This window comes from Stutzerimonas stutzeri RCH2 (assembly GCF_000327065.1).
In the GTDB taxonomy this organism is placed as follows: Bacteria; Pseudomonadota; Gammaproteobacteria; order Pseudomonadales; family Pseudomonadaceae; genus Stutzerimonas; species Stutzerimonas stutzeri_AE.
In genome coordinates, this window is sequence record NC_019936.1 from 2,537,084 (window position 1) to 2,549,043 (window position 11,960).

The window sequence follows — 11,960 nt, forward strand, 5'->3', positions numbered from 1 at the left end:
GGATTGCACTCCGTTACCCGGACAGCCGTTGGCATCAGGTATCCAGCTGGCCGGCGAGGAACTGCCGCAGACGGCGCTGCATCAGTTTGCCGGAGCTGCCCAGGCAAGCGATCGGCGAGCCCGCCAGGGCTTCACGCCCAAGTTCGGCTGCCTCGCCGGCAAGCGCCAGCGGGCAATCGAGACCCAGTGAAAGTTTGTTGAGCTGCCGCAGCTGCGCCTCGCCATGGGGCACATTGGAGAACAGCACGAGCCCCTGGGGCTTCATCTTGTCGCAGACCAGCGCCAGCTCTTCCAAAGGCTGGCCGATAGGCAGCACGCTGACGGCAAGGCTGTCGCCGCTCAACATCAGCCCTGCGACCAGCAGCTCCAGTTCGCGGCACTGACCCGGCATCGCCGCGAGCAGAACACGCTCGCCGGCAGGCATGCGGGCCAGCTGCAACCGCTGCAGTGCCCGCGCGCGCAAAAAGGCATCGAGGAAAAGCCACTCGCTGGTGCCGCCGAACTCATCCTGCCGCAGCAGCAGCTCCTGCCAGACCGGCAGCAGCACATCCTGGAACACCACGGCCAGTGGATAGGTGGAGAACACCTGGCCGTACAACTGTTCCAGACGCACTTCGTCGAAGCCATTCACCGCTTCGCGCAGCTGCCCCTGCCACTCGCCCCATTCGCCGCTAACCGTCGCAACCGGTTCCTCGGCTTCGCGAGTCGCCGCGCTGCGGGCCAGGATGCTGCCGACTTTGCTTACCGCCACACCGCGTTCGGTCCAGGACAGGATGCTGCGAACCGCTTCGACATCCGCCATCGAATACAGGCGGTGGCCGCTATCCGTACGCGTCGGGCGGATCAGCCCGTAGCGACGTTCCCAGGCACGCAGGGTGACCGGATTGACCCCCGTGAGGCGGGACACTTCGCGGATGGGGAATAGCTCCTGCTGCTCGAAGGCACTCGAGGACAGGGTCGAAGCGCCGGAAGATTCGGTCATGGGGCGGCTCGCTGGAAAAGAATGCCGAGATTGTAACCCAGCGTTTCGCAGCATACCCTCTACAAACGTTGTACAAACGTGAGATGCGATGAAATGACTCCTGATCTGCCACTGACGCTGTATGTCGATCGGGCCTGCCCGCTGTGCGCTCGTGAAGTTCGCTGGCTGGAACGCAGCGCTGACCCTACCCGGCTGCAGCTGGTGGATATCAGCGCCGTCGATTTCTCAACCGAGGGGCTTGGCCGCGATCTGCCGCAGCTACGTCGTCGCCTGCACGCGCGTAGCGCCAGCGGAGCCTGGCTGACCGGCGTGGACGCAACCTACTGGAGCTGGCGCCTGGCTGGGCATGGCCGCTGGGCCGCGCCACTTGGCTGGCGGCCGTTGCGCCCGCTCCTGCTGCTCGGCTATCAGCTGTTCGCTGTGCTGCGTCCGCATCTCGAATGGTTGCCGCATCCGGACGGCGCCAGGCGCTGCACGGCTACACAGTGCGACGTGACACAGAACCCCTCACCTTCCGCCGGCAAACCCGAGAACCACCGTTAGTTCTCCGCGCGCAGCGGAATGCGCAAGCCCCGCTCGGGCTCAATGCCGAGCGGGCGGCCGATCATTTCGTCATGGCTGACCGGCTGCCGCCAGTAAACCTCGCGCACCCCACAAGCCTGCAGAACCCGTTTCAAACTGCCCTGGTCGCTCCAGACCGTCCGCTGGCCTTCGGCGAACTGGCGCCGCTTACCGCTGCGCTCGACTACCCAGGCGCTGTAACCGCAGCAGCGCAGGCCGTGCAGCTCGACCCGATCTATCCGGCCTCTGCAAACGGCAAAACGCAGCCCAAGCTTCGAAAGTTTGCTCTTCACGATTCTGATACCTATACAAAATCAGACTTGCGCACACGCCAGGCCGGTCGATGCGCCCCACGCCTGGAGCCTGTCCCGTGGTATGGCAGCGTATTCCTCTACAATTACTTGTACAATATTATTTATTCGTATAGCTTTGATCACATCTGGTGCTGACACCGCTCAGCCCATCGTCCACACATCAGCGCTAGGCGCACTTAAAGGTCCCGACATGAACGATCTGCCCGGTCATTACCGCGAAATACTGTCTGGCGTGGGTGAGAACCCGGAGCGCGAAGGCTTGCGCGACACACCGCTGCGGGCCGCGAAGGCCATGCAGTACCTGTGTGGCGGTTACAACCGTAGCCTGGAAGAAGTGGTCAATGGCGCACTGTTCGCCTCTGACAATGACGAGATGGTCATCGTCAAGGACATCGAGCTGTACTCGCTGTGCGAGCACCACATCCTGCCCTTCATCGGCAAGGCGCATGTCGCCTATATCCCCACCGGCCGCGTGCTCGGTCTGTCCAAGGTGGCGCGCATCGTTGACATGTACGCCCGCCGCCTGCAGATTCAGGAGAACCTGACCCGCCAGATCGCCGAAGCCATTCAGGAAGTTACCGGCGCTGCCGGTGTTGCGGTGGTCATCGAAGCCAAGCACATGTGCATGATGATGCGCGGCGTGGAGAAGCAGAACTCGGTGATGAACACGTCGGTGATGCTTGGTGCCTTCCGCAGCTCCTGCAACACGCGGATGGAGTTTCTCCAGCTGATCGGGAGGGGTCAGTAATGGCGCGGCTGGAACCGGGCATGGCGCGTATCCGGGTGAAGGATCTGCGCCTGCGCACCTATATAGGCATCAACGAGGACGAGATCCTCAATCGCCAGGATGTACTGATCAACCTGAACATCCTTTACCCCGCCGTCGAGGCAGTGCGCGATAACGACATCGAACAGGCGCTGAACTACCGCACCATCACCAAGGCGATCATCCGCCACGTGGAGCAGAATCGCTTCGCCCTGCTCGAGCGCATGACGCAGGAAATTCTCGATCTGGTAATGGCGCATCCCGCGGTGAGCTACGCCGAGGTGGAAGTCGACAAGCCGCACGCGCTGCGTTTTGCCGATTCCGTTTCGATCACCCTCGCTGGCAGTCGCTGAGCGCCGCCATGACCAGCCGCCGCAACGTCATCATCGCCAGCCTGCTATGCCTGCTGCCGATGCTTGCGGCGGCGAACTGGCGCGAATCGGTGCCCCAGGCACGCCTGGTCGGCGAAGGCGAGCTGCGCTTCTTCGGCTTTCGCATCTATGATGCCCGCCTGTGGAGCGAACAGGCGCCGCTACAAGCGCAGGCACCCTTCGCCCTGGAATTGACCTATCACCGCGCCATCAGCCGCGAAGACTTCGTGCGCACCAGCCTCGAAGAAATCCAGCGGCTCTCCGGCGAGCCGGCCGATTCCCCGCGCCTGCGCCAGTGGCGCGCAGAGATGCAGCGGGCCTTCGTCGATGTCACGCCCGGTGAGCGCATTACCGGTGTCTTTCTGCCCGGTCGCGGCTGCCGCTTCTACGTGAATGATCGACTGCAGCATGAAGTAGCCGACCCCGCCTTCGCCGATGCCTTCTTCGCCATCTGGCTCGACCCGCGCAGTCGCGACCAGAAGCTGCGACGTAATCTGCTGGGCCAACGGTGAAGAATCCGGCGCTGGCTGCCTATGGCCTGCTCGGCCTGCCGCTGGCGATGGCCATGCTGCCGATCTACGTGCTGGTGCCAAACTTCTACGCGGCGGATCTCGGGCTGGGTCTGGCGCTGACCGGCACCGTGCTGTTTCTGGCCCGCTTGCTGGACACCGTGCAAGACCCCTGGCTAGGCCGCTTCATCGACCGCCGCTCGCCACGCGGCTGGACCATCATGCTGGCCGGCGCGGCCATCCTGCTGAGCCTGGCAATGGCGGCGCTGCTGATTCCGCCGGAGCGCCTTGGCAAGTTCAGCCTTGCCTTCTGGCTCGGTGCATTGCTCGCCCTCACCTACACCCTGCACAGCCTCGTCAATATCACCTACCTGGCTTGGGGTGCACGCCTCTCCGATCAGCCTGACACCCGCACCCGGGTCGCCGCCTGGCGCGAAGGCGCGGGGCTTTTCGGCGTGATTCTGGCCAGCATGCTGCCCAGCGTACTGGCGACGCAGTACGGCATGGCCGCGGCGCTGACGACCTTCGCCGCCACATTCGCCGCACTGCTTTGCATCGGCGCCGCTGTTCTCTTGCTGGCTGCACCCAGGCCGCGCCGTGCCGCACGCACCACCGCCGGAAGCTGGCGCCTGCCGCTGCGCAACGCGGCGTTTCGCCGGCTGGCGGGCGTCTATTTCATCAACGCCGTGGCCGTCGCGATTCCGGCAACGCTGGCGCTTTTTTTCATTGCCGACCGCCTGCAACTGGCGCAACTCACCGGACTGTTCCTGGCACTGTATTTCGTCAGCGGCGCCCTTGGTCTGCCGTTCTGGACGCGCCTGGCCGATCGCCTGGGTAAGCGGCGCAGCTGGCGGATCGGCATGCTTACCGGTTGCGCCGCCTTCGTCTGGGCGGTGCTGCTGGAGCCCGGCTCGGCCTGGGCCTATGCCGGTGTCTGCGTGATGTCCGGTCTCGCCCTCGGTGCCGACCTGGCGCTGCCACCTGCACTGCTGGCGGACATCATCCCTACCGATGAGCGCGACTCGACCGCCGCCTACTTCGGCCTGTGGAGCTTTCTTGCCAAGCTGGCGCTGGCCATCGCCGGTCTCGCCTTGCCGCTGTTGGCATTAAGCGACTACCAACCGGGCACACCGGCCGGCTGGAACCTCGCACTGGTCTACGCCGGCCTGCCCTGCCTGCTGAAGCTCGTGGCGGCGCGCCTGCTCACTTCCCTTCCCTGCGGAGAACCCAAACCATGAAAAAGGTCCTGATACTGGCGTGCTGCCTGCTCCTGCTCAGCTGCACCGCAGTCGACGTCGAGCATTACCGCAACGAGGAACCGCAGCTGGAGCTGCGTAAATACTTCGTTGGCAAGGTCGACGCCTGGGGCATGTTCCAGAAGCGTTCCGGTGAGGTGGTGAAGCGCTTTCACGTCGAGATCGACGGCAGTCTGGATGGCGACAAGCTGATTCTCGACGAACACTTCCGCTACAGCGATGGCACCACCCAGCAACGTGTCTGGACCCTCACCGAAGAACGCCCCGGTCACTGGCGCGGCACCGCTGCCGACTTGGTTGGCGAAGCTCATGGCGAAGTGGCCGGCAACGCGCTGCGCTGGCGCTACGTGCTCAGCCTGCCGGTGGATGACAAGGTCTACGACGTGCATCTGGATGACTGGATGTATCTCATCGACGAACACACCCTGGCCAACCGTTCGTTCATGAGCAAGTTCGGCGTCGAGGTGGGTCAGGTCACGCTGTTTTTCCGCAAGCGTATCGAATGAGCTGATGTTTCGAGCACTACGGCAAGGCACTGATCAGGCCAAGTTGTTCTAGAATGCGCCGCATGCCCCTTCAGGATGTCGTGACATGATCAATGCCAAGCTGCTGCAACTGGTTATCGAAGCCTCCAACGATGGAATCGTGGTCGCCGAGCAGGAAGGCGACGACAACATCCTGATCTACGCCAACCCGGCCTTCGAACGCCTGACCGGCTATGCGGTGGACGACATCCTCTACCGCGACTGCCGCTTCCTGCAAGGCGAGGACCGGGACCAGGCTGGGCTGCAGGCGATCCGCGAGGCGGTGAAGAGCAACCAGCCCTGCCGCCAGATCATTCGCAACTACCGCAAGGACGGCACGCCGTTCTGGAACGAGCTGTCCATCACCCCGGTATTCAACGAGGCCGACCAGCTGACCTACTTCATCGGCATCCAGAAGAACGTCACCGCCGAGGTCGATGCGCTGCAGCGGGTCGAAGCGCTGGAAGCCGAAATCCGCGATCTCAAGGCACAGCTCGCCCGCACTCAGGGCTGAGCCAGGTGCCCGACGGGCACTTAACCGCCGCGCTCCGTGCTGGCGCGTGAGTATCAGCAGGCTCCGCCAGACCTACCTTAGTGCGGTGCACTCACGCGTTGCGATATGGGATACTGGCCACCCGCCATATATCAAATCCTGATGTGGGCATGCTGATGCCCTAGGATCCTGTCTTGACTCTCAACGCCGTCGTCGAAAACGCGGTCATGCTGCTCGCGTTGTGCTGGCTGCTGGCTTTCACCACCTCCGAATGGTATCGGAGCGCCAAGCTCTCCGCGAAACTGCTGGCCGGACTCTGGTTCGGCAGTGCCTGCATCCTCGGCATGATGAGTACCAGCTTCGGCGAGAGCGGCATCATGCTCGATGCGCGCACGGTGGTGCTTAGCATGGCCGGCCTGTTCGGCGGACCAGTAGTGGCCGGTACCGCCGGCGTATTGGCGGCGGGTTACCGCCTGTGGCTCGGCGGCGTTGGCGTAGTCCCTGGATTGGTAAACATCCTGCTGCCAATCCTGCTCGGGCTGACTTACCGCTGCCTGCACCGGCAGGGCCTGATACGCATCGGCTTCTGGCAGCTGCTCGGCTTTGGCGCGATGCTGCATCTCGGGGTGCTGGGCGTGATCATCTCGCTGTTGCCTGACCACCTGCGCTTCGTTGCCGCCCAGGAGGCCGCGCTGCCGATGCTGCTGGCGCTGCCGCTCGCCACCGCCGCACTGGGCCTGCTACTCAATGATCTGCTCAAACGCGATCAGGTCGAGCGCGCACTACGACTTAGCGAAGCCCGGCTGCGTGCCATCACCCACGCGATACCCGACCTGCTGCTGGTGATCGACGAGGACGGTTGTTATCTCGATATCATCTGCGCCGATCACAGCATGCTCTACGCCGATCCGAGCCTGCTGCTCGGTCGGCACCTGCGCGACATGATGCCGGAAGCAGAAGAGCGCCGCTTCCTCGACTTCATCCGGCAAACGCTCAACAGCGACACGCCACAGCTGATCGAATACAGCATGCAGACGCTGGGCGGCCCGAGGATTTTCGAGGGGCGCGCCCTGCCCCTGGAGCAACCACCTGGACAGAAACGTGCAGTGGTCTGGCTGAGTCGCGATATCACCGATCGGGTCAACACCGAACTGGAGCGCCGAATCGCCGCCATCGCCTTCGAGTCGCAGCAGGGCATGCTGATTACCGATGGGCAGAACAGAATCCTGCGGGTCAACCGCGCCTTCAGCCGCATCAGCGGTTTCAGTGCCGAAGAGGCTGTTGGCAAGACCACCGCCCTGCTCGCTTCCGGCAAACACGGCTCCGAGTTCTATCGCGCGATGTGGGCCAGCATCGAGGCGACCGGCGTCTGGGAAGGCGAGATCTGGAACCGGCGCAAGAGTGGCGAGATCTTTCCCGAGTGGTTGACCATCAGTGCAGTACGTAACCTGACCGGTGACATCAGCCATTACGTGGCCGCCTTCACGGACATTACCGACCGCAAGGCGGCGGAGGAGCGCATTCACAACCTGGCGTTCTACGACCCACTGACCGGCCTGCCGAACCGCCGGCTACTGCTCGATCGACTGCAGCAGGCCATGGCCGCTGGCTGCCGCAGCGGGCAGTTGGGAGCGCTGATGTTCATCGATCTGGACAATTTCAAGAACATCAACGATCTGCACGGCCACCAGACCGGCGATCAGGTGCTGCGTATCGCTGCCGAGCGCCTGCAGGGCGAGATACGCGCCAGCGACACGGTCGCGCGCCTGGGCGGGGACGAATTCGTGGTCATGCTGGAAAACCTCGGCGACGCCCCGGAGCTCGCCGCAACGCAGGCCGAACACATCGGCATGAAGCTGCTCGGCTCTCTCGGCAAACCCTATCGACTGAACGATCTCGGCCTGTACAGCAGCGCCAGCATCGGCGTGGTGCTGTTCGGCACGGACGGCAGTAGCAGTGACGAGCTGATGAAGCGCGCCGACATGTCGATGTACGAAGCCAAGGTAGCGGGCAAGAACGCGCTGCGCTTTTTCGACCCGCGCATGCAACAGGCCGTGCAGGAACGCCTGCACCTCGAAAACGAGATCCGTCAGGGTCTGAAGAACGGTGAATTCATCCTGCACTATCAGGCACAGCTGGAGCAGTCGCAGGGCATCGTTGGTGCCGAGGCACTGGTGCGCTGGCTGCATCCGCAACGTGGGCTACTGGCGCCAGGCGCGTTCATCGGCCAGGCGGAGCACGCTGGCCTGATCCAGACGCTCGACCAGCATGTACTCGAACAGGCTTGCGCCGAGCTGGCGCTGTGGGCAAAACAGCCGGCCCTGGCCCAGCTGACCCTGTCGGTGAATATCAGCGCAAACCTGCTGTACGAGAACAACTTCGTAGGCAGCCTGCTCGAACTGCTGGAAAGCAGCGGTGCCAATCCGGCCCGGCTCAAGCTGGAGCTGACCGAGACGCTGCTGCTGGACAATATGCCCGAGGCGATTGCCCGGATGACGCAGCTGAAGAACCACGGCATCCGCTTCTCCATCGACGATTTCGGCACCGGCTACTCATCGATGAGTTATCTGCAGCAGCTACCACTGGATCAGCTGAAGATCGATCAGAGCTTCGTCCGCGGCCTGCCCGAGGATGCCAACAGCCTGACCATCGTGCGTGCCACCTGCGCCTTGGCGGCAGGCCTGCACCTGGAGGTCATTGCCGAAGGCGTCGAAAACGAGGCCCAGCGGACGATGCTGTTGGCCAACGGTTGCCATCGCTTCCAGGGTTACCTGTTCGGCAAGCCGCAGGCAGCGGCCAGCTTCGAAGAAATGGTAATGGCCAGCAGAGCCGAGCACTCCAGCTTCTGCTCGTGAACCGACAAGCCCGCTGCGCGCGGGCTTGCTGCCCAGTCAGAGCGCCTGGGGTGCGCGGCCGCAGAGCTTGACCAGCGCCTGCACCCAGTCTTCGTGGGTGTTCAGGCATGGCACCAGTAGCAGATCCTCGCCGCCCGCCTCGATGAACTGCTCGCGTCCGCGATCGCCGATCTCCTCCAGCGTCTCGATGCAATCGGCGACGAATGCCGGGCACATGACCAGCAGCTTCTTCACGCCCTTCTGCGCCAACTCGTCCAGGCGGGTTTCGGTGTAGGGCTCGATCCACTTGGCGCGGCCGAGACGCGACTGGAACGAGACCGACCATTGATCATCACGCAGACCTGCCTGCGCGGCGAAACCGGCTGCGGTACGCATGCACTGCGCGCGATAGCAGCTCGCAAGCACCATGCCCTCGGCCCGCTGACAGCAATCGTCGCCCTTGAGGCAATGCGAACCGGTCGGGTCGGTCTTGTGCAGATGCCGCTCGGGCAGCCCATGGAAACTGAGCAGCAGGTGATCGAAGCCCTGCTCCAGATGCGGCTTGGCGCTGGCTGCCAGCGCCTCGAGGTATTCCGGCTGGTCGTAGAACGGCTGCAGGATCGACAACTGCACGTTCAGCCCGTGCTCGCGAATGACCCGCCGTGCTTCCTCGATCACCGTGGTGGTGGTGCTGTCGGCGAACTGCGGATAGAGCGGTGCCAGCGTGACCTGGCTGATGCCCTGAGCGGCCAGGCGGGTCAGCGTGGTTTCGATGGACGGCTCACCGTAGCGCATCGCCAACTCCAGCGGCCCTTGCGTCCAGTACGGCCGCACCGCCTCTTGCAGGCGCCGACTCAGCACCACCAGCGGCGACCCTTCCGGCCACCAGATCGAGGCGTAGGCATGCGCGGACTGCTCGGGGCGCTTGATCAGAATCAGCGAAACCAGTAGACGCCGCAGCGGCCAGGGCAGATCGATCACATAGGGATCCATCAGGAACTGGTTGAGGTAACGGCGCACATCCGCGACTTCCGTAGAGGCTGGCGAACCCAGATTGACCAACAACAACGCCTGCTCTGTCATGCAACTTTCCTGACTGCTTATTGAGGTTGCGCCTGGCTCCAAGCGGCAGGCGCGCTATTTTCACACAAGGGCGCGCCTTTCAGGGGCGCGTCAACAGCTCGGCCAGCGCCGAATCCAGATCGGTGAAGCGAAAATTGAACCCTTCCTCCTGCAAGCGCTGCGGCAACACGTGCTGGCCGCCGAGCAACAACCCGGCGAGTTCACCGAGCAGAGGTTTGAGCACCGGAGCCGGCGCCGGCAATATCGCCGGGCGATGCAGGCAGCGGGCGAGGCTGCGGGTGAAATCGGCGTTGCGTACCGGCGCCGGTGCGCAGGCATTGTAGGGGCCACTGGCTGCTGGCTGCTGCAGAAGAAAATCAATCAGGGCGATTTGGTCTTCGATATGGATCCATGGCATCCACTGCCGCCCGTTGCCCAGGCGCCCACCCAATCCAAGCTTGAACACCGGCAACAGGCGTTGCAGAAAACCGCCATCGCGCGCCAGCACCAACCCGGTACGCACCAACACCACACGGATGCCCAGCACCGTCGCCTCCGTGGCGCGCTCTTCCCACGCATTGCACAGCTGGCTGGCGAAATCCGCGGCGACCGGTTGATCGGCTTCGGTCAGGCGGTGTTCGCCACCATCGCCATACCAACCCACCGCGGAGCCGGAAATCAGCAGAGCCGGTTTCTGCTCGCGCTTGCCCAACCACTCCACCAACTGCTCGGTAAGCTTGACGCGACTGTCCCAGAGCAGCGCTTTGCGCGACTTCGTCCAAGGCCGGTCGGCAATCGGCGCGCCCGCGAGGTTGACCACGGCGTCCAGCGTCACCCCATCCAGCTGCTGCAAGCTGCCGACACCCTGCACCTCGGCGCCGCATAGTTGCGCCACCGTCTGCGGCGCACGGCTCCACACCCAAAGTCGATGCCCCTCAGCCAGCCAGTGCCGGCATAGCGCACGACCAATCAACCCGGTACCGCCAGTCAGCAAGATGTTCATGGTGAGCTCCTGGTGCGCTGCCACGCTGCGCGAGTTCGACGGCTTTCGATTAAAGCATACACCTATACATTGAAAACCGACTGTACAGGACTGGACGGCTGCGCGGCCCGCTGCAATAGCCGTCGCCAGCAGCCCCTGTCCGATTCAGCTGGCACGGCGGCGGCCCATATAAGCCAGCGCAACAACGCCCTATAGCGATCCGCCGCGGATACTGTACAAGAAAACCTCATCTACTTGTACATCTACAGTTGACTTGTACAAGATGCCGATTAAGATAGCCTCAAGTTGTACAGAAATCCGCTTTGTACAAGATGAGGTCACCATCATGCACACCACGCTCCCCACGCCAAAGATCGGAATCAGTGCCTGCCTGCTCGGCAACCCGGTGCGTTTCAACGGTGGCCACAAAGAGTCGCGCCTGTGCAGCGAAACCCTGGCCCAGCACTTCGAGTTCATAGCGGTGTGCCCCGAGGTCGCCATTGGCTTGGGCACACCCCGCGAGCCGATCCGCCTGGTGGGCCAAACTGATGCGCCGCGGGCGGTCGGTACGGTCCGCCCGGAGCTCGACGTCACCGAGGCCCTCGCCGCCTACGGCCGGCAGATCGCCGAGCAGCTGCAGGACATCAGCGGCTACATCCTGATGCAGAAGTCGCCGTCCTGCGGCATGGAGCGGGTCAAAGTTTACGGCTCCAACGGTCATACCCTGCCGGGCGGTGGCGCTGGGGTGTTCGCGCAGGCTCTGATGCAGGCACGACCCGATCTGCCGGTGGAAGAAGACGGTCGCCTGAACGATGCGGTGCTGCGGGAAAACTTCCTGACCCGCGTCTATGCCTACGCCGACTGGCAGCGCCTGCTGCAGGGCGGCATCACCCGGCGCGCCATCGTCGATTTCCACTCGCGCTACAAGTACCAGCTGATGGCCAGCAACCCGCTGCAGTACCGCGTGCTTGGCCGACTGGTGGCCAACATTGCCGAGCGCTCGCTGGATGAATTCGCCTCGCACTATTTCAGCCAGATGATGCAGGCATTGAAGAAGCCGGCCACCCGCGGCACGCATTGCAACGTGCTGCTGCACCTGAGCGGCTATCTCAAGGACGCGCTGGGCTCGGAAGACCGCCGCGAAATGCGCCATCTGATCGATCAGTATCGCGCCGGCGTGATTCCTCTGGTAGTGCCGCTGACCCTGCTCAAACACCATTTCCGCCGCCATCCCGACCACTACGTCGCGCGCCAGGCCTATCTGCAGCCGCACCCCGAAACCCTCAGCCTGCGCAACGGAATCTGA

13 protein-coding genes are annotated in these 11,960 nt (G+C 63.5%); 9 read left to right on the top strand and 4 right to left on the bottom strand.

The genetic code is table 11. The features are described from left to right. Positions 1 to 34: 34 nt before the first annotated feature. Positions 35 to 982 carry a MerR family transcriptional regulator gene (locus tag PSEST_RS11610; protein ID WP_015277167.1) on the bottom strand — a complete coding sequence of 316 codons (948 nt, stop codon included), beginning with the start codon at positions 980 to 982 and terminating at the stop codon, positions 35 to 37. A 93-nt stretch (positions 983 to 1,075) separates the two neighbouring features. Between PSEST_RS11610 and PSEST_RS11615 the strand changes: the two genes are divergently transcribed. Continuing rightward, positions 1,076 to 1,525 (top strand): thiol-disulfide oxidoreductase DCC family protein, encoded by a 450-nt coding sequence (locus tag PSEST_RS11615; RefSeq protein ID WP_015277168.1) that lies wholly within the window; start codon positions 1,076 to 1,078, stop codon positions 1,523 to 1,525. On the opposite strand, the gene PSEST_RS11620 is transcribed toward PSEST_RS11615, so the two are convergent. Then, entirely contained in the window at positions 1,522 to 1,836 is a 315-nt protein-coding gene (locus PSEST_RS11620) for a DUF6482 family protein (RefSeq protein ID WP_015277169.1), read from the bottom strand. The two genes, PSEST_RS11615 and PSEST_RS11620, sit on opposite strands and share 4 nt — an antisense overlap. A gap of 211 nt (positions 1,837 to 2,047) precedes the next feature. On the opposite strand from PSEST_RS11620, the gene folE reads away from it, so the two are divergent. From folE to PSEST_RS11655, 7 genes are all read left to right on the top strand, one after another. After that, positions 2,048 to 2,605, top strand: a complete 558-nt coding sequence (gene folE, locus PSEST_RS11625) for a GTP cyclohydrolase I FolE (protein WP_015277170.1) — start codon at positions 2,048 to 2,050, stop codon at positions 2,603 to 2,605. Beyond that, positions 2,605 to 2,976 (top strand): dihydroneopterin triphosphate 2'-epimerase, encoded by a 372-nt coding sequence (folX, locus tag PSEST_RS11630; protein WP_015277171.1) that lies wholly within the window; start codon positions 2,605 to 2,607, stop codon positions 2,974 to 2,976. Before folE ends, folX begins: the two co-directional genes overlap by 1 nt. 8 nt (positions 2,977 to 2,984) lie before the next feature. Further along, on the top strand, positions 2,985 to 3,506 hold the full coding sequence (locus tag PSEST_RS11635) for a chalcone isomerase family protein (protein WP_015277172.1): 522 nt from the start codon (positions 2,985 to 2,987) through the stop codon (positions 3,504 to 3,506). Continuing rightward, a complete protein-coding gene (locus PSEST_RS11640; RefSeq protein WP_015277173.1) occupies positions 3,503 to 4,741 on the top strand; it encodes an MFS transporter in 1,239 nt (412 codons plus the stop codon). The genes PSEST_RS11635 and PSEST_RS11640 overlap by 4 nt, the downstream gene beginning before the upstream one ends. Next, positions 4,738 to 5,265 carry a DUF3833 domain-containing protein gene (locus PSEST_RS11645; protein ID WP_015277174.1) on the top strand — a complete coding sequence of 176 codons (528 nt, stop codon included), beginning with the start codon at positions 4,738 to 4,740 and terminating at the stop codon, positions 5,263 to 5,265. The genes PSEST_RS11640 and PSEST_RS11645 overlap by 4 nt, the downstream gene beginning before the upstream one ends. Positions 5,266 to 5,350: 85 nt before the next feature. Beyond that, positions 5,351 to 5,797, top strand: coding sequence for a PAS domain-containing protein (locus PSEST_RS11650; RefSeq protein WP_015277175.1), 447 nt, complete (start codon positions 5,351 to 5,353; stop codon positions 5,795 to 5,797). 173 nt (positions 5,798 to 5,970) lie between these two features. Further along, positions 5,971 to 8,631 (top strand): EAL domain-containing protein, encoded by a 2,661-nt coding sequence (locus PSEST_RS11655; RefSeq protein ID WP_015277176.1) that lies wholly within the window; start codon positions 5,971 to 5,973, stop codon positions 8,629 to 8,631. Positions 8,632 to 8,667: 36 nt separating this feature from the next. On the opposite strand, the gene hemH is transcribed toward PSEST_RS11655, so the two are convergent. Together hemH and PSEST_RS11665 are read right to left on the bottom strand one after the other, a co-directional pair. Beyond that, entirely contained in the window at positions 8,668 to 9,693 is a 1,026-nt protein-coding gene (gene hemH / locus PSEST_RS11660) for a ferrochelatase (protein ID WP_015277177.1), read from the bottom strand. Positions 9,694 to 9,772: 79 nt separating this feature from the next. Then, positions 9,773 to 10,675 (bottom strand): TIGR01777 family oxidoreductase, encoded by a 903-nt coding sequence (locus tag PSEST_RS11665; protein ID WP_015277178.1) that lies wholly within the window; start codon positions 10,673 to 10,675, stop codon positions 9,773 to 9,775. A 325-nt stretch (positions 10,676 to 11,000) separates the two neighbouring features. On the opposite strand from PSEST_RS11665, the gene PSEST_RS11670 reads away from it, so the two are divergent. Next, positions 11,001 to 11,960 (top strand): YbgA family protein, encoded by a 960-nt coding sequence (locus PSEST_RS11670; protein ID WP_015277179.1) that lies wholly within the window; start codon positions 11,001 to 11,003, stop codon positions 11,958 to 11,960.